At 73.9% G+C, this 18,901-nt stretch carries 20 protein-coding genes; 12 read left to right on the top strand and 8 right to left on the bottom strand.

Annotation, left to right across the window (positions count from 1 at the left end; all coding sequences use genetic code 11):
- Window positions 1-102: 102 nt before the first annotated feature.
- Together miv_RS14845 and miv_RS14840 are read left to right on the top strand one after the other, a co-directional pair.
- Entirely contained in the window at window positions 103-1,113 is a 1,011-nt protein-coding gene (locus tag miv_RS14845) for a zinc-binding alcohol dehydrogenase family protein (RefSeq protein WP_207183295.1), read from the top strand.
- Window positions 1,114-1,254: 141 nt separating this feature from the next.
- Entirely contained in the window at window positions 1,255-1,683 is a 429-nt protein-coding gene (locus miv_RS14840; protein ID WP_048428273.1) for a DUF4267 domain-containing protein, read from the top strand.
- Between the two features lie 86 nt (window positions 1,684-1,769).
- On the opposite strand, the gene miv_RS14835 is transcribed toward miv_RS14840, so the two are convergent.
- From miv_RS14835 to galE, 3 genes are all read right to left on the bottom strand, one after another.
- Window positions 1,770-2,567: an aldolase gene (locus miv_RS14835; RefSeq protein ID WP_048428266.1), complete on the bottom strand. Its 798-nt coding sequence runs from the start codon at window positions 2,565-2,567 to the stop codon at window positions 1,770-1,772.
- An 89-nt stretch (window positions 2,568-2,656) separates the two neighbouring features.
- Window positions 2,657-3,841 (bottom strand): lytic murein transglycosylase, encoded by a 1,185-nt coding sequence (locus tag miv_RS14830; protein WP_207183294.1) that lies wholly within the window; start codon window positions 3,839-3,841, stop codon window positions 2,657-2,659.
- 3 nt (window positions 3,842-3,844) lie between these two features.
- Complete coding sequence (gene galE / locus miv_RS14825; RefSeq protein WP_207183293.1) at window positions 3,845-4,837, bottom strand: UDP-glucose 4-epimerase GalE; 993 nt, start codon at window positions 4,835-4,837, stop codon at window positions 3,845-3,847.
- 180 nt (window positions 4,838-5,017) lie between these two features.
- Here galE and galU point away from each other — a divergent pair, with 180 nt between their 5' ends.
- The gene (galU, locus tag miv_RS14820) at window positions 5,018-5,884 is read left to right on the top strand and encodes a UTP--glucose-1-phosphate uridylyltransferase GalU (RefSeq protein WP_207183292.1); all 867 of its coding nucleotides are present in this window, start codon (window positions 5,018-5,020) and stop codon (window positions 5,882-5,884) included.
- A gap of 51 nt (window positions 5,885-5,935) precedes the next feature.
- Here galU and miv_RS14815 read toward each other — a convergent pair whose 3' ends face one another.
- The 3 genes from miv_RS14815 to miv_RS14805 form a co-directional block, all read right to left on the bottom strand.
- Window positions 5,936-6,223, bottom strand: coding sequence for a hypothetical protein (locus miv_RS14815; RefSeq protein ID WP_048428275.1), 288 nt, complete (start codon window positions 6,221-6,223; stop codon window positions 5,936-5,938).
- Window positions 6,224-6,340: 117 nt separating this feature from the next.
- Window positions 6,341-7,555: a type II secretion system F family protein gene (locus miv_RS14810; RefSeq protein WP_207183291.1), complete on the bottom strand. Its 1,215-nt coding sequence runs from the start codon at window positions 7,553-7,555 to the stop codon at window positions 6,341-6,343.
- Between the two features lies 1 nt (window position 7,556).
- Window positions 7,557-9,287, bottom strand: a complete 1,731-nt coding sequence (locus miv_RS14805; protein ID WP_207183290.1) for a GspE/PulE family protein — start codon at window positions 9,285-9,287, stop codon at window positions 7,557-7,559.
- Window positions 9,288-9,429: 142 nt separating this feature from the next.
- Between miv_RS14805 and miv_RS14800 the strand changes: the two genes are divergently transcribed.
- From miv_RS14800 to miv_RS14790, 3 genes are read left to right on the top strand one after another with little or no spacing between them, the layout of a single operon-like run.
- Complete coding sequence (locus miv_RS14800; RefSeq protein WP_207183289.1) at window positions 9,430-10,497, top strand: hypothetical protein; 1,068 nt, start codon at window positions 9,430-9,432, stop codon at window positions 10,495-10,497.
- A gap of 26 nt (window positions 10,498-10,523) precedes the next feature.
- Entirely contained in the window at window positions 10,524-11,072 is a 549-nt protein-coding gene (locus miv_RS14795) for a GspMb/PilO family protein (RefSeq protein WP_207183288.1), read from the top strand.
- Entirely contained in the window at window positions 11,072-11,590 is a 519-nt protein-coding gene (locus miv_RS14790) for a hypothetical protein (RefSeq protein WP_207183287.1), read from the top strand. Before miv_RS14795 ends, miv_RS14790 begins: the two co-directional genes overlap by 1 nt.
- Window positions 11,591-11,645: 55 nt before the next feature.
- Here the strand turns inward: miv_RS14790 and gspD are convergent, their stop codons facing one another.
- Both gspD and gspG read right to left on the bottom strand, forming a co-directional pair.
- Window positions 11,646-14,009 (bottom strand): type II secretion system secretin GspD, encoded by a 2,364-nt coding sequence (gene gspD / locus miv_RS14785; RefSeq protein ID WP_207183286.1) that lies wholly within the window; start codon window positions 14,007-14,009, stop codon window positions 11,646-11,648.
- A gap of 294 nt (window positions 14,010-14,303) precedes the next feature.
- A complete protein-coding gene (gene gspG / locus miv_RS14780) occupies window positions 14,304-14,759 on the bottom strand; it encodes a type II secretion system major pseudopilin GspG (protein ID WP_207183285.1) in 456 nt (151 codons plus the stop codon).
- Window positions 14,760-14,947: 188 nt separating this feature from the next.
- Between gspG and miv_RS33360 the strand changes: the two genes are divergently transcribed.
- The 6 genes from miv_RS33360 to miv_RS14750 are packed head-to-tail and all read left to right on the top strand — an operon-like array spanning window position 14,948 to window position 18,842.
- Window positions 14,948-15,979 carry a hypothetical protein gene (locus miv_RS33360; RefSeq protein WP_244749010.1) on the top strand — a complete coding sequence of 344 codons (1,032 nt, stop codon included), beginning with the start codon at window positions 14,948-14,950 and terminating at the stop codon, window positions 15,977-15,979.
- On the top strand, window positions 15,979-16,485 hold the full coding sequence (locus miv_RS14770; RefSeq protein ID WP_207183284.1) for a prepilin peptidase: 507 nt from the start codon (window positions 15,979-15,981) through the stop codon (window positions 16,483-16,485). The genes miv_RS33360 and miv_RS14770 overlap by 1 nt, the downstream gene beginning before the upstream one ends.
- A complete protein-coding gene (locus miv_RS14765; RefSeq protein WP_244749009.1) occupies window positions 16,482-16,943 on the top strand; it encodes a prepilin-type N-terminal cleavage/methylation domain-containing protein in 462 nt (153 codons plus the stop codon). The genes miv_RS14770 and miv_RS14765 overlap by 4 nt, the downstream gene beginning before the upstream one ends.
- Window positions 16,940-17,332: a hypothetical protein gene (locus miv_RS14760; RefSeq protein WP_048429393.1), complete on the top strand. Its 393-nt coding sequence runs from the start codon at window positions 16,940-16,942 to the stop codon at window positions 17,330-17,332. Before miv_RS14765 ends, miv_RS14760 begins: the two co-directional genes overlap by 4 nt.
- A complete protein-coding gene (locus miv_RS14755; protein WP_048429392.1) occupies window positions 17,329-17,949 on the top strand; it encodes a prepilin-type N-terminal cleavage/methylation domain-containing protein in 621 nt (206 codons plus the stop codon). The genes miv_RS14760 and miv_RS14755 overlap by 4 nt, the downstream gene beginning before the upstream one ends.
- A complete protein-coding gene (locus tag miv_RS14750; protein ID WP_207183283.1) occupies window positions 17,946-18,842 on the top strand; it encodes a type II secretion system minor pseudopilin in 897 nt (298 codons plus the stop codon). Before miv_RS14755 ends, miv_RS14750 begins: the two co-directional genes overlap by 4 nt.
- Window positions 18,843-18,901 lie beyond the last annotated feature (59 nt).

The following is an 18,901-nucleotide window of genomic DNA, read 5'->3' as shown; positions in this document are numbered from 1 at the left end:
CGCTCGCCACCCTCCCCCGCAGAAGGGGGAGGGGGAAAGCCCGCGCCTCATCGTCTCACCACCACCCCTCTCTCAATCGATTCTCTCGAAAGACCTCCCACCATGAAGGTGCTCCTCTGCGACGAGCCGGGCCGGCTGCGGCTGACCGAGCGGCCGGAGCCGGTCCCGGCCGAGGGCGAGGCGCTGGTGCGCATCCGCCGGGTCGGGATCTGCGGCACGGATTTCCACATCTACCAGGGCAAGCACCCGTTCCTGCAATATCCGCGGGTGATGGGCCACGAGCTCTCCGGCACGATCGAGCGGGCGCCGGCCGGCAGCGGGCTCGTGGCGGGCCAGAACTGCTACGTGGTCCCGTACCTGTCCTGCGGACATTGCGTCGCCTGCCGCAAGGGCGTGACCAATGCCTGCCAGAACATCTCCGTGCTCGGCGTCCACTGCGACGGCGGCATGGCCGAGCTGATCAGCGTGCCGGCGCGGAACGTGGTGCCGGTGGGCGATACCCCCCTCGACGACGCCGCGATGATCGAGTTTTTGGCGATCGGCGCGCACGGCGTGAAGCGCGGCGGCATCGCGGCGGACGATCGCGTGCTGGTGGTCGGCTCCGGCCCGATCGGCATGTCGGCGGTGATCTTCGCCAAGGCGCGGGGCGCCCACGTCACGGTCATGGACCTGCGCGAGGACCGGCTCGCCTTCACGCAAACCGCGCTCGGCGCCGACGCGCTGCTCCTCGCCAATGACGAGGCCGAGGCGAAGGCGGGCGCCGCCACCTCCGGCGACTACTACGATTGCGTGATCGACTGCACCGGCAACCGCGCCGCGATGCAGCGCGGCTTCGGATTCGTCGGCCATGGCGGGCGCTACGTGCTGGTGAGCGTGGTGCGCGACGACATCGTGTTCTCGGATCCCGAATTCCACAAGCGCGAGACCACGCTGTTTGCCAGCCGCAACGCCCAACCCGACGACTTCGCCGAGGTGGTGCGCCAGATGCAGGCCGGCCGCGTGCCGACCCGGGCGCTCTGCACCCATCGCGGCGCGCTCGCCGACGGGCCCGAGCTGTTTCGCGACTGGCTGCGGCCGGAGGCGGGGGTGATCAAGGCGATTCTGGAACTCTGAGCAAACCGCACCGGAGGGGCCTTTCCATCCCGCCTGCGACCTCAGGATGAGGTCGCAGGCGGGATGGAAATCGCTGACCGGCGAAGCAGCCTCTCAACCCACGTGAAGGCACCGGCCCGCGCCTTCGGGCATGCCGGCAGCATGGACCGACACCCTCTCGCCACCCGGGACGATCGCCTCACCCCCTCCGATCCACGCCTCTGGGTCGTGCTCGCCATGGCGCTGGTCTTCTTCGGCCTGGGCGGCCTCTTCCTGGCGGCGCCCGCGCTCGGCGCGCTGATCTACGGCGTGCCGGAGCCCGCCGGGATCGGCCGGACCTATCTTCGGGCGATCGGCGCGCGCGACGCGGCCCTCGCGCTCTATCTCGGCGGCCTCGGCCTCCTGTCGACCCGGCGCGCCGTGGCGATCGTGCTGGCGGGCAGCCTCGTCATCCCGGCCTGCGACCTCGCCCTCGTCCTCTCCGCCGGCACCGCCGCGTGGTGGCAGATCGGGCTGCATGGGGTGAGCGCCGGGGTGCTGGCGCTCACCGCCCTCTGGCTCGTCCGCCGCAGTCATACGAAATCCGTTTGATCGCTTCGCGATGCGGATTCCGGCTTCGCTCAAGCGCCGCGCGGGCTTGCGATACCATGTCCGGAAGGAATCTTCCGGACATGGTATCAGGCGGCGTAGTCCGGCTCCTCCCGGTCGAGCCGCCGGCGGATCGCCGCGAGGTGGAGGCGGGCCGATTCCGGATCGCCCTCGCGCATCTGCCGGTAGGCGGCCTCGGCGATGGCGGGATCGACCGGCAGGACGGCGCGCCCGGTCGAGAGGGCGAGCACCTGCACCTCGGCCGCGCGCTCCAGGTAGTAGAGATCGTCCCAGGCCTCCGCGATGGTGGGGCCGAGCACCATCACGCCGTGGTTCTTCATGAACACGATGTCGGCCTCGCCGACGCTGTCGGCGATGCGGTCGCCCTCGCGCTCGTCGAGGGCGAGGCCGTTGTAGTTCCGGTCGAAGGCGGTGCGGCCGTAGAACTTGAGCGAGGTCTGCCCGGCGAAGATCAGCGGATCGCCCTCGGTCATCGAGAGGGCGGTGGCGTAGGGCATGTGGGTGTGGAAGGCGACGCGGGCCCGCGGGATGCGCTTGTGCAGGCGGGCATGGATGTAGAAGGCGGTCGCCTCCGGCTGGCCCTCGCCCGAGACGACGTTGCCGTGGAAGTCGCAGACCAGGAGCTTCGAGGCGGTGATCTCCGCGAAGGCGTAGCCGTAGGGATTGACGATGAAGAGGTCGTCGTAGCCCGGCACCATCGCCGAGAAGTGGTTGCAGATGCCCTCTTCCAGGCCGTGGCGCGCCGCCATGCGGAAGCAGGCCGCCAGGTCCTCCTTGGCGCGGCGCACCTCCGGCCCGGCGAGATCGGGCTGGTTGGGGCCGTCGGGACTCCGTTCGCCGGCCGGCGCGCCCAATGCGTGAGCCATGGTGTCGAGGTCTCCTGCGTTCCGGCGGATCCTTGCGGAAGTCGGCCTCGGTTGTCCACGGGGGGGGCGGCCCGAACCCGGCCTCGAAATCAGCGCGGCGCGCGCAGGTGCTCCAGGAGGTCCGGGGTGGCGTAGCCGTCCGCCGGCAGGCCCGCCGCGATCTGGTAGCGCCGCACCGCCTCGCGCAGTTTCGGCCCGGCGCGACCGTCGAACGGGCCCTCGTAGAGCGAGCGGGCGGAGAGCCCGCGCTGCAGCGCGGTGACCCCTGCCTGATCGAGGCGCGGCCCGGTCGGCCAGGGCGCGGCGAGCGGCGGTCCCCCGGCGATCCGGTCGGAGAAGTGTCCCACCGCCAGCGCGTAGGAATCCGAGGTGTTGTAGGCGCGGATCGCCTCGAAATTGGCGGTGATCAGGAAGGCCGGCCCGCCGGCCCCGCCGGGCAGGAACAGGCTCGCCTCGCCGGTCGCCGGCAGCGCCTCGCCGTCGAGGCTCCGCACACCGCGCCGGGCGAAGTCGGAGAACGGGCCGCGATAGCGCGCGAGGTCGAAATCCGCCGGCAGGGTGACGGCGACGCCCCAGGGCAGGTCGCGGCGCCAGCCGGCCTGGGCCAGGAAATTCGCGATCGAGGCGAGCGCGTCCGGCGCCGAATCCCAGATGTCGCGCCGCCCGTCGCCGTCGAAATCGACCGCCGCCTTCAGGTAGGCCGAGGGCAGGAACTGCGTCTGCCCCATGGCACCGGCCCAGGAGCCGCGCATCCGTTCCGGCTTCACGTCGTGATGCTGGAGGATCTCCAGGGCGGCCAGGAGTTCATCGCGAAACAGCTCGCCGCGGTGGCGCGCCTCGGCCAGGGTGGCGAGCGCCCGGATCACCGGCATCGTGCCGGCGCTGGCACCGAAATCCGATTCGATGCCCCAGAAGGCGAGGAGCACCGGGCCGGGCACGCCGTACCGCGCCTCGATCGCCGCCAGGGTCTCGGCGCGCCGCGCGGCCTCCGCCCGCCCGCGGGCGATGCGGCCGGGCGAGACGGCGCCGGTCAGGTACTCCCAGACCGGCCGGCCGAACTCGCCCTGGCGGCGCAGCCGCGCCAGCACCGCCGGATCCGGGGTGACGCCCCGGAACGCGGCGTCGAAGGTCGCGCGCGAGACGTGCCGCGATTGGGCGGCCGGCCACAGCTCCTCGACGAAGGCCCGGAAATCGCCCGCGCCGCTGGGGGCGGCAAGGAGCAGAACGGTACCGAGCGCCAGGACGCTCCGCAGGACGAACCGGGTCTGGGGCATCGATCAGACCCGGTTGCGACGACCCAATGCCTCTTCCCAGGCCAGCGCCTGGGTGACGATCTCCCGCAGGTCGTCGTGCTGCGGCACCCAGCCGAGCTCGGCCCGGATCCGGTCGGCCCCGGCGACGATCCGCGACGGATCGCCCGCCCGGCGCGGCGACAGCGTGACCGGGAAATCGACGCCCGAGACCGACTTCACCACGTCGATCACCTCCAGCACCGAATAGCCGCGACCGTAGCCGCAATTGAGGGTCAGGCTCTCGCCGCCGCCGCGCAGGTGGTTGAGCGCGACGAGGTGGGCGGCCGCGAGGTCCGAGACCTGGATGTAGTCGCGCAGGCACGAGCCGTCCGGCGTCGGGTAGTCGGTGCCGAACACCTCCAGCTGGCCGCGCCGGCCGAGCGCCGCCTGCGTCGCGACCTTGATGAGGTGGGTGGCGTTGGGGGTCGACTGGCCCGAGCGCCCGCGCGGATCGGCGCCGGCCACGTTGAAGTAGCGCAAGACGACGTAGCTGATGCCGTGGGCGCGGGCGGCGTCCTCCAGCATCCACTCGGTCATCAGCTTAGAGCGGCCGTAGGGATTGATCGGGTTCGGGGTCAGGTCCTCGGGCACCGGCACCACCGACGGCTCGCCGTAGACCGCGGCAGTGGACGAGAAGATGACGTGGCGCACGCCCGCCCCGATCGCCGCCTCGATCAGCGCCCGCGACTTGACCGTGTTGGCGAGGTAGTAACCGAGGGGATCGGCCACCGAATCCGGCACCACGATCTTGGCGGCGAAGTGCGCCAGCGCGTCGATCTTGTGCGCGCGGATGGTCTCGGCCACCAGGGTCTGGTCGGCGACGTCGCCGCGCACCAGCGTGACTTCCGGCGGCAACGCCCAATCGAAGCCGGTGGACAGATCGTCGAGGACCACGACTTCCTCGTGTCCGGCGTCGATCAGGGCGAGCACCATGTGGCTGCCGATATAGCCGGCCCCGCCCGTGACAAGTACCGCCATTCCGTCCGCTCCCAGGTGTGAGACGGGTTGATCCATACCCCGCAATGCTTCAGCGTCAATTAAGCTGTCCGGTGGCAAGGCTGCCCGCGGGGAGGAGGTCCGGTGGGTGTCAAGCGCCCGGTCGCGCCTAGTCCCGCCGGGCGGTCCGGCAGCTCCTCGGTGTTCACTGGATCACGCACGATGAAACGCATTCGCAAAGCCGTCCTCCCGGTCGCGGGCCTCGGCACCCGTTTCCTGCCGGCGACCAAGGCGGTGCCCAAGGAGATGCTGACGGTCGTCGACCGGCCGGTGGTCCAGCACGTCGTCGACGAGGCCCGCGAGGCCGGGATCGAACACTTCATCTTCGTCACCGGCCGCGGCAAGGCGGTGATCGAGGATCATTTCGACATCTCCTACGAGCTCGAGCGCACCCTTCAGGAGCGCAACAAGACCGAGGCCTACGAGGCCCTGAAGAAGGACCTGCCGGCCGCCGGCCAGACCAGCTTCACCCGCCAACAGGAGCCGCTGGGCCTCGGCCACGCGGTGTGGTGCGCCCGCGAGATCGTCGGCGACGAGCCCTTCGCGGTGATCCTGCCCGACATGCTCAGCCGCGGCAGCATGGTGCAGATGCTCGACGCCTACGAGCAGCACGGCGGCAACATCATCGCCGTCGAGGAGGTCGCCCCCGACCAGACCCATCAATACGGCATCGTCAGCGTCGGCCAGGAATACGGCGACACCTTCGAGATCACCGGCATGGTCGAGAAGCCGCCGAAGGGCACCGCGCCGTCGAACTACATCATCTCGGGCCGCTACATCCTCCAGCCGGAGATCTTCTCGATCCTGGAGCGCGGCGAGCGCGGCGCGGGCGGCGAGATCCAGCTCACCGACGGCATGAAGCGCCTGTCGGAGACGCAGAAGTTCTACGGCATGCACTACCGCGGCAAGACCTACGACACGGGTTCGAAGCTCGGCTTCCTCGTCGCCAACCTCGCCTACGGCCTGGAGCGGCCCGAGCTGCGCGACGCGCTCAAGCAGGAGATCGAGGCGCTGCTGGCGAAGGGCTGACGGCCGGTCCGCCCTCCCGCCCGGACTTCGGGGCCGGGCGCGGAGGGCGCCCTATTCGTCGTCGAACCAGTTGCGCCCCGGCTCGATGCAGCGGTAGCCGACGAGACATTCCGGCGTGTCGCGGGTCGGCACGACGGCATTCTTGGTGATCTCGGTCGGCTCGCAGAAGCTGCGGTCGCGCACGTAGCGGTCGTAGGTGTAGCCGCCGGTGCCGAGTACCGCGGCCCCTCGCGCGGCGAGGAAGTTGCGCGCCTGGCCGCAGGTCATCGCGAGGGTGGAGGGCCGGCCCTGCTGCGCGAGGGCTGCCTCCGGCACGGCCACGAGCGCGCCGCCGAGCACCCCGACGAGGGACGCGGCGAGCAGGGTCGGAGACGGTCGGCGTTCGGTGGGCACGGCAGGGCTCCCGGGATCAGGAGCGCAGGCAACGCCCGCCGCCGCCGGTCGGATCCCCCGCCGTTACTGCGTCAATTGCCCCACGCTCAGGATCGCCCCCATCACCGAGATGATCAGTCCGCCGATCAGGCCGCCGATCGCCACGGTCACCAGGGGGGTGAGCAGCGCGAGCAGGCGGTCGATGCGCTGGCGGGTCTCGGTCTCGTGCATCTCGGCGGCGTGGATCAGGACGCTGCCGAGGCGGTTCACCTGCTCGCCGCTGGCGATGAGGTTGAGGGTCGAGGCGGCGTAGGGCTTGAGCGAGGAGAGCCCCGAGGCGAGGCTGCCGCCCTCGGCGAGCCGCCGCCCGGCCTCGTCGAGGGCGCGGCGGAAGACCCGGTTGCCGGCGAGCGGGCGGGTCGCCGCCACCGCGTCGGGGATCGACACCTCGGCGGTGAGCAGCGTGCCGAGCACCCGGCAGAACCGGCCGCACTCGATGCCGACCACGATCTCGCGCACGAGGGGCAGGCGGAGCGCCAGTTGCGCCCGCGCCGCCGCGAAACCCGGCACCCGCCACGCCCGGACGAGCACGAGGATCAGAACCGCGAGGCCGCCGAGGAGGAACGGCCAGGTCGCCGAGAGCGTGTCGCCGAGCCAGGCAGCGGCGCGGATCGCGAAGGGCGGCGCCTGGCCGCTGCCCTCGAACAAGGGCGCCAGGGCCGGCACGAGGACGCCGACGATCATCGCCACGGTGCCGATCGCCATCGCGACGAGGAGCGCCGGGTAGATCATCGCCGAGATCAGGTGGCGCTTGACCGCGTCGCGGCGCTCGATCGAGGCGGTGAGCGAGCCGACCACGTCGACGAGGGTGCCGGTGGCCTCGCCGGCGCGCACGATGTCGACCATGTCGCGCGGGAAGGCCTGCGGGTGGGCCGCCATCGCCCGTGACAGGGAGGCGCCGGCCACCACCCGCTCGAGCAGGTCGGAGAGGACGGGCTTGAGCGCAGGCCCGGCCTGGCGCTCGACGAGGCGCAGGGCCTTGTCGACGGTGAGCCCGGCGCCGACCAGCGTCCCGAACTCGCGCAGGAAGGCGACGCGGGCGGCGTCGTTGACCCGGTCGCGTCCGAAGAGGTCGCGGCGCCAGAACGGGGCCGGGCCGGCGGCGGCCTGGGCGATCTCGTAGACCTGGAGCCCGTCGGTGCGTAAGCGCGCCACGGCGCGCTGGCGCGTCTCGGCCTCGATGGTGCCGGCCCGCGAGCGCCCGTCGCCCGCATAGGCCTTGTAGGCGAAGCGGGGCATGTCAGAGCGTCCCTTCCAGCACCCGCCCGACCTCGTCGAGGGTGGTCTCCCCGTCGAGCACCCGCGCCCGGGCGCTGTCGGCGAGCCCCGTCATCCCGGCGGCGCGCGCCCGGGCGGTCAGGGTCTGCTCGTCGGCCCGATCGGCGATCAGGCCGCGCAGCTCCCCGTCGAGGGTCATGATCTCCGAGGCGACCATCCGGCCGCGATAGCCGGTGCCGTTGCAGGCCGGGCAGCCGCGGGCGCGCTTGAGGCTCAAGGGGGCCTCGGCCGGGATGCCGAGGCGCAGGCGCTCCTGCGGCGTCGCGGGCGTGGCTTCGGCGCAGGCCCCGCAGAGCCGGCGCACCAGGCGCTGGGCCACCACGCCGTTGAGGGTCGCGGCGATCAGGTAGGGCTCGATGCCCATATCCATCAGGCGCGTCACGGTGGCGGGGGCGGAGTTGGTGTGGAGCGTCGAGACGACGAGGTGGCCGGTCAGCGCCGCCTGGACGGCGATGCGGGCGGTCTCGCCGTCGCGGATCTCGCCCACCATCACCACGTCCGGGTCCTGGCGCAGGATCGAGCGGAGCGCCGCCGCGAAGTCGAGGCCGATGCCCGGATGGGCCTGGACCTGGTTCACCCCGGCCATCCGGTATTCCACCGGATCCTCGACCGTGACGACCTTGAGGTGCGGGCCGTTGATCCGGCGGAGTGCGGCGTAGAGCGTCGTGGTCTTGCCTGAGCCGGTCGGGCCGGTGACGAGGACGAGGCCGTTCGGCCGGCTCGTCATCGCGGCGATCTCCCGGATCGCCGCCGCGTCGAAGCCCAGCGCCGAAAAATCCTCGACCCGGCGGGAGCCGTCGAGGACGCGCAGCACCACGCTCTCGCCATGGGCCGTCGGCAGGGTCGAGACGCGGATATCGACCTCCTGGCCGCGATCGGGGGCCTGCATGCGGCCGTCCTGGGGCAGGCGCCGCTCGGCGATGTTGAGGCCGGCCTGGATCTTGATGCGGGTGGTGAGCGCGAGCTGGACCGATTTCGGCAGCCGCTCGGATTCGACGAGCACGCCATCCACGCGGTAGCGCACCCGCATGTCGGATTCCTCCGCCTCCAGGTGGATGTCGGAGGCGGACAGCTCGAAGGCCTTGCGCACCAGCCGGGCCGAGAGCCGCACGATCGGCGCCTGGCTCGCCACGTCGGCGAGCCGCGCGAGGTCGTCGTCGGACCCCGCCTCGCCCTCCTCGGCGACGTCGCCGTAGACGGTGCGGTGCGCCCGCTCGAAGCTGCCCGGGCCGACGAGGCGGGGGGCGACCGCCCGCTCGACGAGGTGCTCCAGCGCCCGGATGGTGTCGGCGTCGAACGGATCGACCAGGGCGACGACGAGGCGCTCGGCCTCGACCGCCAGCGGCAGCACCCGGGCGCGGGCGCAGTAATCGGGCGACAGGAGATCGGGCAGGACCGGCTCGCCCGGCAGGTCGTCCTGGCGCAGGATCGGCAGGCCGGTCGCCTCCGACAGGGCGGTGACGAGCGTCGCCTCGTGGACGAGGCCGAGCTCGGTGAGCAGCAGGGGGAGGGGGCGCCGGCCGGGCCCGTCGAGGGCGGCGAGCGCCCGCTCGTGACCGGCGGCATCCAGCACGTCGCTCTCGGCGAGGCGATCGACGAAGGTGCGCAGGTCGTCGGCGCGGCCGCGGGCCGCATCGCGCCGGTCCGTTCGCATGCGCCGCGGCCGGGTCTTCCCGCCCCAGATGCTCAGCATCGTCCTGCCCCAGAGAAAGCCGAATGGGCACGACCCACCTGCGGGGCATTCTCGCGCCACGTCCTTAAGCGGACGGAAATGTCGGGGCGCTAGACCGGGCGGCACCGCCCCGTACCGGTCGTCGGGCGCCGGAGCCGACCCGTTGCGCGCGCCCACCGCCTCTTCGCACGCCCTCCTGTCCTCCGCCCGGGCCTCGTTCCGCCAGGGGATCGACGCGGCCGCGCACCTCCTCGGCTTCGCGGAGGTGCGCACCGACCGCGTGCCGGCCCTGCTGACGCTACGGCTCGGGGCCCCGGGGGAGGCCGGCCTGACGGCGACCGACCGGCGCGACGGCCAGGACCGGACCTACCGCCTGGAGGGCGGGGCCGACGACCTCGCCGAACGGCTCTCGGCGATCCGGGGCGGCCGCGCGGAGGCCCGGGCGAAAGTGGTGGTCGATCCCGCGGCCTGCTTCATCCGCACCCTGGAACTGCCGAGCGCCGCCCTGCCGCGGATGCGCGCGGTGCTGGCCCAGGAGCTGGAAGCCGCGACGCCGTTCCGGGCCGACCAGGTCTTCAGCGACTGGTACGTCGAAGGCGAGGATGCCGAGACCCGCACCCTGCGGGTGCGCCACGTCGTGCTCAAGCGCACCCGGCTCGCCCCCGTGCTGGCGGCGCTGGCGGAAGCGGGGCTGAAGGCGAGCGTCGTCGCGGTCGGCCCGGCGGAGGACCGCACGATGCCGGTCGATCTCCTGTCGAGCGGGCACCACGCCCTGCCGGGGCTGTTGCGCGGCTCGGGCAATCTCGTGCTGGCGGCGGCGACCGGGCTCTGTCTCCTCGGCGCCGTCCTGGGTCTGCGCCAGCACCAGGCCGCGACGCTCGCCGCCCTCGACGACGCCTTCGCGACCGCCCGCCGCGCCGCCGCCCAGGGCCACCCGCCCGCGATCCAGGCCGGCATCGCGCAGATCCTGGCCGAGCGCGGACCGCCGCTCGCCCGGACCTGGGATTCGCTCGCCGCCGCCTTGCCGGACACGGTCTCGGCGGAGACTCTCCGCGTCTCCCGGGCGGGGCTGGAGCTGACGCTGCGGGCGCCCGACCCGACCGTCGCGATGGCGGCGCTCGCCGGCCTGCCGGGCTACGGCGCCCCCGCCCTGCAGCGGGTCGAGCCCGTCGAGGGCGGGCAGCGCGTCGTCGTCACGCTGCCGCGGCTGCCCGTCGGGGGCCGGCCATGAGGCCGTCCGACATGAGGCCGTCCGACATGACCCCGCCCACCATGACCCTGCCCGCGGTCCGGCCGCTGCTCGTCGGCCTTCTCGCCCTCGGCGTCGCGATCGTCCTCGGCACCGGTCCGGTGCTCGACGCGCTCGCCGCCGCCGACGACATCGCGGCGGCCCGCGACCGCCTCGCCCGCGCGCAGGCCGCCGCGGCCGCCGCCCCGGCACCGGCCCCGCTCTCGGCCGCCGACGAGGCCGGCCTCGTCATCGCCTTCCGGAGCCGCCTCGCCGCGCTCGCCGCCGGGCGGAGCGCGACGGTGGACGGGGCGGGCCTCCAGCCGGACCCCGCCCGCCCGACCCTGCCGCGCCTCTCGGCATCCCTGCGCGGCACCGCGGCGGGCCTGCACGGGCTGCTGGCGGCCCTCGAGAGCGAGGCGCCCCTGATCGTCCCCGAGGAGGCCGTGCTGAGCGTCGAGCGCCCGGCCGATTCCGAGATCGGCCGGGCCACGGTGATGCGCCTCAACCTGACGGTGCGGGGCGTCCTGCTGCCCGCGCCGACGACCGGCCGGACCGGCCCGGGAGGGACGCCGTGATGCCGGCCCTCCGGACGGTCCGGACCGCGCTCGCCGCGACCGGGCTCAAGGCCCGCCTCGCCTGCGGGGTGTCGGCCGGCCTGATGCTCGCCGCCTTCGCCTGGCCGGTCGATGGCGGGCCGGCGCTCGCGCCGCGGCACGCCCCGGCCGCGCCGCCGCCCCCGGACGAGACGGCCCTGCGGCGCCCGCTCTTCGATCCCGGCCGACGCCCCTGGACCGCCCGGGGGCCCCGCGACATCCTCGACGGCGACCCGCCGCGGCCGGTCCTGGTGGTGCGCGGCATCCTCCTCGACGGACCGACCGCGCGGGCGCTGATCGACGACGGCAGCGGCAGCCGGGCCTGGCTCGCCCGCGGCGAGGGCAGAGGGGATTGGCGGGTCGCGGAGGTCGCCAGCGACCGGGTGACGGTGATCCAGGGCGAGCGCCGCTACGTCGCGACCTTCCTGGGACCCGCCGCGACGCTGCGGCCGGTCGGCGCCCGGCCGATGGCGGAAGTGGGACCGGCCCTGCGGCGGTGAGCCGGCCCGTGCGGTCGCGGGCGCGGGGACCCGAGCCGTTTCGATCCGGCCGGCCTCAGTCCAGCATCCGCCGCAAAATCCCCTGCTGGCCCTCGTAGGCCGCCGGCAGGGGCGGGGGCGGCAGGACCGGGCGCACCGGCATCATGGTGCGGAACTGCTGGCGGAAATCCTCGGCGATGCGATCGGCCTCGACGGTGCCGCGGATCACCCGCGGACGGATGAACACCAGGAGCTCGGTGCGCACCCGCTGGTCGATGCGGTTGCGGAAGGCCGGGCCGATCACCGGCAGCTCGCTCAGGACCGGCAGGTTCTCGTTGGTGATCTGCGCCTTCTCCTGCACCATGCCGCCGATGGCGAGGCTGTGGCCGTCGCTCACCGCGACGCTGGTCGCGACCCGGCGCTGGCGGATCGTCGGCGAGTCGATCGCCGAGGTCGTGGTCGGGACGACGTCGCTGACCTCCTGGTTGATGTCGAGGACGACGAGACCGTTCTTGTTCACCCGCGGCGTGACCGAGAGGATCACGCCGGTATCCTTCATCTCGATCTGGTTGAGGATCGGGGCGCCGGCGGTCAGGGCGCTCTGGCCCGATTGCTTGATGATCGGCACCTGATCGCCGACCTGGAGCTTGGCGGTGCGGTTGTCGAGCACCGTGATGTTGGGCGACGAGATCACGTTGACCCGCGTCACGCCCTGCAGGGCGTTGAGCACCACGTTGAAGTCGGAACCGGCGAGCAGGTAGTTGAAGCCCGGCACGCCGCGGATCGCCGAGGTGATCAGGCCGGCGGTGCCGCTCGTCGCCGAGGCCTTGCTGGTATCGGCGCTGGCGAGGTTGAAGCGGCTGCCCTGCTGCTTGAGGAACCACTGCACGCCGAAGGCGAGGTTGTCGTTGAGGGTGACCTCGGCGATCACGGTCTCGAGCAGAACCTGGGTCGGCATCGCGTCGAGGCGGCCGAGGATGCGCAGGATCTTGTCGTACTGGTTGCGCGTGGCCGAGATGACGAGGCTGTTATTGGCCTCGTCCGCGACGATGCCGATGGCGTCGCGCCGCATCCCGGCGCCGCCGGCATAGCCCGTGTCGAACCCGCCGCCATAGCCCCCGTAGGCGCCGCCACCGCCGTAACCGCCGAGCGCGCCGCCGTAGCCGCCCCCGCCGGCGAGCGGCGAGGAGGGCAGACCGCCCGCGGCCCCGGAGGGCCCGCCGAGCCCGCCGCCGACGCCGGCACCGCCCGTATCCCAGCCCGGGCCCGCCGCGGCACCGGATCCGCCGGCCGCGCCCGGACCGCCGGCAACCGGGTTCGCGCCGCCCGATCCGCCGCCGCCGAGGGCACCGCCCCCGAGCCCGCCGCCCGCGAGCCCGCCCGCGCCGGCATAGCCGCCGTACCCCCCGCCGCCGTAGCCGCCATAACCGCCGCCCATGGCACCGCCCATGGCGCCGCCGATGCCCGACTGGCCGTAGCCGCCGCCCATCTCGGCCATCACCACGCCCTGCAGCACGGCGGCGAGTTCCTTGGCCGAGCGGTTCTGGATCCGGTAGACGAAGAGCTGGCGCTCGCGGTCGGCGGCCAGGGTCTCGAGCTGCTCCAGGAGCGCCCGGGCCCGGTCGAGATAGGCGGCGCGCGAGGTCACCACCAGGATCGCGTTCAGCGCCTCGTTGGGGATGAAGCGGATGACGTCGCCGGTGCCGGCGGTCTCGCCGCCGAAGATCTGGGTCAGGTCTCGGGCGAGCACCACCGGGTTCGTGCTGCGCACCGGCACCATCGCGGTCGACATGCCGCGCATCCAGTCGACGTCGAACACCGCGATGGTCTGGCGCAGCACCCGGATCTGGGCAGCGTCGCCGGAGAGGATCAGGAGGTTGCGCGCCCGGTCGGCCCGCAGCACCACCTCGCGCGGAGCGACCGAGGAGAGGATCGCCTGCATCTCGGCGGCCGAGATCCAACGCAACGGCACCGCGACCGCGCCCGACTCGGCCCCCAGTCCCTGGACCGGCCGGAGCTCCGGCCCGGCGCCCGCCGGCACGATCTGGACGCTGCGGCCGTGGCGGCGCAGCGACAGGCCGCGGCTCGACAGGGCGGCCTCGAACATCCGCAGCAGGGCCTCGCGGCTCACCGGCCCGCCGGTCTGGAGGGTGATGGTGCCGGAGGCGCGCTCGTCGAGGCTGTAGCCCCAGCCGAGGGTGTCGGCGAACACCGCCTTGGCGGCGACCGGCAGCGGCACCTCGACGAGGTTGAGGCTCACCGGCCCGCCCGGCACCGGCGCCTCGGCGGCAACCTCGCCACCGATCAGCCGGTCGTTGCCGCGCAGCACGAGGGCGCCCGGATCCCGCGACCCGGCATGCCCGGTCGGCTCGGCGGCACCGGCCGCGACCGGCCAGACGCAGGCGAGCGCCAGGGCGAGGACAGGCGCACCTCTCGTCATTCCCCGCCGTCCTCGTGCCCATCCGTCGCTGGGCCGGACGTTAGGGGAGTTATGGTTAACGAGGCGTTGAGACGCGCCGTCCGGCCCCTGTCTCACAGTTGCCGTACAGGATGAATGCAGCTTCCGCGTGCGTCGTGCCCGAGTGATCGCGCGGCCGGGAGCGGCGGCGGCGCAAATTGCGGCAATGGAAGCCGCACGGCGACGGGACGCCGCCCAGGCGACATGATCGGAAGATGCCGCCCTCGACGGGGATTTTACTGTAAGGCCGTCGGAATCGTCCGCCGGCCCGAGAGGTCAGTTGCTCGCGACGTCGGCCTGATCGCCGCTGCCGCCGGCCTTGCCGTCGGCGCCGAGGCTGTAGACCTCGAACGGCGTGCCGCCGCTGCCCGGCGCGCGGTACAGGTAGGCGTGGCCCCACGGATCGACGAGGCCGCGGGGGTCGCGCACGTAGGGCCCGCGCCAGGCCGGGCCGCTCGCCTGCACCAGCGCCTGGAGACCCTGCTGGGTCGTCGGGTAGGCGCCGAGGTCGAGGTAGTAGAGCTCGACCGCCTGGGCGATGTTCTTGACCTGGATGCGGGCCGTCTCGCCCTTGGCGCGGCCGAGATAGCCGAGGACCTGCGGGGTCACCATGGTGGCGATCATGCCGATGATCGCCAGGACGACCAGCAACTCGACGAGCGAGAAACCGGCCTGGTTCGCGGGTGGGTTCCGTTGCGGCTCCCGGTTGTCCTCGGTGGTCGTGGTGAGCATCCGGCAGCCTCGGCGCGGGGGATAGTGCGGCCGGCAAGGTGCTGTCTCTTCGTAAAGAAGCCCTCACTGCCTTGCCGGACCGGCGGAGCGGTCCCCGACCGAGTCGCGATTTATTATCGAATCTGTGGACAGGATCGGCCCCGCGATGCGGCGAGGGCGATGGGACGACCGTGAACGGGATGCGCGCGATGAGACGGATGGATCGCATCACCGGACGCCCGCGGCGGCTCGGCCGGCGCGCCCTCACCCTGGCGGGCCTCTCGCTCGCCGGTCTCGTCGCCCTCTGCGGGGCCGCGCTCGCCGCCGCGCCGCTCACGGTGCCGCTGCCGGCGCCGTTCCCGCCGGTGCGGGTGCTGACGCTCCTCGTCGGCCTCCACCTGATCGGCCTCAGCTTCGGGCTCGGCGGCGCCACGATGCTCGATTTCTGGATCCTGCGCTGGATGCGCTGGGGCAGCCTGCCGCCCGAGATCGCCCGCATCTTCCTGTTCGTCGGCAAGGTGGTGACGGTCGGGCTCGGCCTGCTCTGGCTCTCGGGGCTGGGCTTCCTCGCCGTCTACGCGGCCGAATCGCCGGAAAAGCTCGCCAACCCGAAGCTGTGGGCCAAGCTCGTCGTGGTGCTGGCCCTGACTGTGAACGGCCTCGTGATCCACGCGGTCGTGCTGCCGGGCGTGCTGCGCGACATCGGCCGGCCGATGCTCGACGGGGTGTCGGGGGTGCGCACCGGCGTCTTCCTGGTCTCCGGCGCGGTCTCCGGCGTGTCCTGGTACGCGGCCTTCGCGCTCGGGCTGATGCGCGAATGGAACGGCGTCGTCCCGACCGGGCTGCTGCTCTCGCTGTGGCTCGCCGGGGTGCTGGCGGCATCGCTCGCGGCCTATTTCTACTGGCTGCACCTGCGCGAATGGACCCTGCGCCAGGCCGCCCGCAGGGCCCCGGCCGCGGTGCCGGCCACGATGCCCGCACCGGTGGCGGAGGTGCCCACCTCCCTGATCGAGATCGACCGGGTCCCCGAGCCGGAGCCGGCGATCCCGGCCTCTTCCCTGGCAGCCCCTCCGGCGGACTCTCTCGCCGAGCCCGTCGCCCAACCTCTTGCCGGACCCCTTGCCCAACCCCTTGCCACTTCCGCCGGCATTCCCATCGCCGTCCCCGCGCGCATCCCGCAGGACCGCATCCTCGCCCTGACGCCGGCCTCCGCCCGCGCTCGCGCGCCGCGGCGCGCGTGATGTCGGCGGCGCTCTCGGGCCTGCTGCTGGCCCTGCTGCCGCTGCCGCTGACGCTGCCGGCCTGCCTGATCGACCTGCGCTCCCGCATCATCCCGGACGGGCTCAATCTCGGGCTTCTCGGTCTCGGCCTCGCGGTCGCGGCATGGCGGGACGGGAGCGGGGCGGCGCCTCTCGCCCTCGCGCAGGCGATCCTCGCCTACGGGCTGTTCTACGGCCTGCGCGCGCTCCACGCGCGGGCGACCGGGCGGATCGGGCTCGGACTCGGCGACGTCAAGTTCATCGCCGCCGCCACGGCCTGGACCGGGCTCGCGGGCCTGCCGGTCCTGATCCTCGCGGCGAGCCTGTCGGCCCTCGCGGCGGTCGGTGCGCTGGCGCTGGCCGGCCGGCCGGCCGGGCGCGACACCGCCCTGCCGTTCGGCCCGTTCCTCGCGCTGGGCCTGCATGTCGGTCTCGCCGTGATGGCGCTGGGTCTCGACGCGGATCGCGTCGTCGGGGCGATCGGGTGAGGGCGGGCGGGACGCCGCGGGAGGACGGCTTCACCCTCGTCGAGATGCTCGTGACGATGGCGATTCTGGCGCTCGCCGCGGGGATCGCGTTCCAGTCCCTCGGCCCCGGGGCCCTCGACCGGCGCGTCGTGCTGGTCGCCGAGACGGTGGCGGCCGAGATCGGCCGGCTGCGGGCCGAGGCGATCCGTACGGGCCTGTCCGGGCGCCTCGCCTACGAGCCCCAGGCCGCCCGCTTCGTCAGCTCCCGCCCCGGGGCGCCGCCGATCCCGGTCGGGGCGCTCGCGGTCGCGGTCGCGGTCGAGCCGGGCCCGGTCGGCCGGCCGGAGCCCGGAGAGCTGCGGCTCCTGCCCGACGGCAGCTCGACCGGCGGGCGGATCCTGCTCGCCGCCGGTCCGTCGCGCCGGATCCTGTCGGTCAGCGCCCTCACCGGGCGGGTGCGGCGGGAGGACGGGCCGTGAGCCCGCGGCGCGCCCGGGAGGACGGCTTCACCACCGTCGAGGTTCTGGTGGCCTTCGCGATCGCCGCCGCGGCGACCATCATGGCGTTCGAGATCGCCGGCACGGCGGCCGGCGCGGTGCGGCGCCTCGAGGCCCGGCGGATCGCCGCCGACGAGGCGGAGGGCGTCGTCTTGCGCCGCCTCGCCGAGGGCCCGCTGCGGCCGGGCCTGATCCAGGGCCGGTTCTCGGACGGGACGCCCTGGACCCTGGCGATCCTCGACCTGCGCCCGATCCTCGGGCTCGGCCGCGCGCCGCCGCTCTGGCGCGTCCGGGTCACGGCCGGCGGGCCGGACGCGCCCCCGCTCTACGCCACCCTCGTCGCGGGCAAGCCCGGGGAAGGGGCCCCATGAGCCGGCGCCCCATGAGCCGGCGCGCCTCGATCGACGGAGGACAGGCCGGCTTCACCCTGGTCGAGACCCTGGTCTGCCTCGCGCTGGCCGGGCTGATCGGCGTGCTGCTGCTCAATGCCGTGCGGATCGCCGGCGGCGCCTCGGCGGCGGCCTCCCGCGCATCCGCCGCCGAGGAGGTGCAGTCGGTGCGCGACCATCTGCGGCGCACCCTCGGCAGCCTGGCGCAGCGGCGCCGCGACGGGAGCCGGCCGACCCTCGTCGGCGGGTCGGACGGGCTCGTGGCGGTGCTGGCCCCCGACCGCACGCTGGAGCGCCCGACCGAACGCGCCGCGGCCCTGTCCCTCGTGCCGGGGGCACAGGGCGCCCTCGACCTGCAGGAGACCCGGAGCGAGCGGGAGACCGCCGGCGCGACGATCGGCGAGGTCGTCCTGGGGCGGATCGCCGGGCTCGGCATCCGCTACTACGGCGCGCCCTCCGACGGCGCCCGGCCGGTCTGGCTGACGGCCTGGTCGCGGGCCGACCGGGCGCCGCTCCTCGTCGAGATCCAGGTCGCCTTCCCCCCCGGGGACCGCCGCCGTTGGCCGCCGCTCCTGATCGCCCTCGAGGCCGGTCCGTGAGCGCGCCCGACGCGGGATCGCCCGATTCCGGCGAGGCCGGCTTCGTCCTGCTCTCGGTGCTGGCGATCTTCATCGTCGTCGGCGCGGTGCTGGCGGGAGCGCTGCTCCAGGTCCGCTCGGCGACCGGCCTCGCCCAGGCCCGGGCCGACGCGGTGCGGCTCCAGGGAGCGGCGGACGGGATCGCCCGCCTGATCGCCTACGAGCTCGAACTGGGGCGGGTCTACCGCCGCACCGAGGCCGGCCTGCCGGAGGACGGCACCGTCACCGCCTGCCCGCTGGCACCGGGGCGGGTCGCCCTGGTGTCGCTCCAGGACCAGGGCGGCCTGATCGACCTCAACGCCACGCCGCGCCCGGCGATGGAGGAGGCGTTCCGGCTCCTCGGCGTGCCGGACCGGGACGCGATGGCGCTCGGGGCCGAGATCGTCGATTACCGCGACCCGGACGACACGCCCGAGCCGAATGGCGGGGCGGAGCTGCCGCAATACCGCGCCCGCGGCCTCGCCTGGGGGCCCCGCAACGGCCCCTTCGCCAGCGCCGACGAGATCGGCCGCCTGCCCTCGATGACGCCGGCCCTGGCGGCGCGCCTCGCCCCGGTGCTCACGGTCTACAATGCCGGCGGCCGCTTCGACCTCGCGGCGCTGGTGCGGCGGGTCGACCCGGGGGCGATCCGGTCGCTCCCGGGCTCCGCCGGCCCGGTCCCGTCGCCCCGCCAGGCCTTCCGCCTGTCCGTCGTCGTCGCGGAGGGCCGCGCCCGGGCCGGACGCTCGGCGATCCTCGACCTCGGCGGCGGCGGCTTCCTGGTCTGGCAGCAGACCGTGGCGCCCGATCTCGTCGAGGGAGCCGGGCACCCCGCCTGCGCGAGGCTGGCGGCGGCCTTCGCGGCGGGGCCGTGAGGCGTGCCTGCCGCAAAGGAAACCGCAGGCCCGCCGCTCGTCCCGCCTCATCGGGCCGG

It is taken from the genome of Methylobacterium indicum, from assembly GCF_017347565.1.
GTDB lineage: Bacteria > Pseudomonadota > Alphaproteobacteria > Rhizobiales > Beijerinckiaceae > Methylobacterium > Methylobacterium indicum.
The sequence above is the reverse complement of the archived record's forward strand: the minus strand, read 5'-3'. Positions and strand labels throughout refer to the sequence as shown.

What these genes read in the sequence shown, in the direction of transcription:
- miv_RS14845 (WP_207183295.1), top strand. Translation starts at nt 103, where the DNA reads ATGAAGGTGCTCCTCTGCGACGAGCCGGGCCGGCTGCGGCTGACCGAG.
- miv_RS14840 (WP_048428273.1), top strand. Translation starts at nt 1,255, where the DNA reads ATGGACCGACACCCTCTCGCCACCCGGGACGATCGCCTCACCCCCTCC.
- miv_RS14835 (WP_048428266.1), bottom strand. Translation starts at nt 2,567, where the DNA reads ATGGCTCACGCATTGGGCGCGCCGGCCGGCGAACGGAGTCCCGACGGC.
- miv_RS14830 (WP_207183294.1), bottom strand. Translation starts at nt 3,841, where the DNA reads ATGCCCCAGACCCGGTTCGTCCTGCGGAGCGTCCTGGCGCTCGGTACC.
- galE (WP_207183293.1), bottom strand. Translation starts at nt 4,837, where the DNA reads ATGGCGGTACTTGTCACGGGCGGGGCCGGCTATATCGGCAGCCACATG.
- galU (WP_207183292.1), top strand. Translation starts at nt 5,018, where the DNA reads ATGAAACGCATTCGCAAAGCCGTCCTCCCGGTCGCGGGCCTCGGCACC.
- miv_RS14810 (WP_207183291.1), bottom strand. Translation starts at nt 7,555, where the DNA reads ATGCCCCGCTTCGCCTACAAGGCCTATGCGGGCGACGGGCGCTCGCGG.
- miv_RS14805 (WP_207183290.1), bottom strand. Translation starts at nt 9,287, where the DNA reads ATGCTGAGCATCTGGGGCGGGAAGACCCGGCCGCGGCGCATGCGAACG.
- miv_RS14795 (WP_207183288.1), top strand. Translation starts at nt 10,524, where the DNA reads ATGACCCCGCCCACCATGACCCTGCCCGCGGTCCGGCCGCTGCTCGTC.
- miv_RS14790 (WP_207183287.1), top strand. Translation starts at nt 11,072, where the DNA reads ATGCCGGCCCTCCGGACGGTCCGGACCGCGCTCGCCGCGACCGGGCTC.
- gspD (WP_207183286.1), bottom strand. Translation starts at nt 14,009, where the DNA reads ATGACGAGAGGTGCGCCTGTCCTCGCCCTGGCGCTCGCCTGCGTCTGG.
- gspG (WP_207183285.1), bottom strand. Translation starts at nt 14,759, where the DNA reads ATGCTCACCACGACCACCGAGGACAACCGGGAGCCGCAACGGAACCCA.
- miv_RS33360 (WP_244749010.1), top strand. Translation starts at nt 14,948, where the DNA reads ATGAGACGGATGGATCGCATCACCGGACGCCCGCGGCGGCTCGGCCGG.
- miv_RS14770 (WP_207183284.1), top strand. Translation starts at nt 15,979, where the DNA reads ATGTCGGCGGCGCTCTCGGGCCTGCTGCTGGCCCTGCTGCCGCTGCCG.
- miv_RS14755 (WP_048429392.1), top strand. Translation starts at nt 17,329, where the DNA reads ATGAGCCGGCGCCCCATGAGCCGGCGCGCCTCGATCGACGGAGGACAG.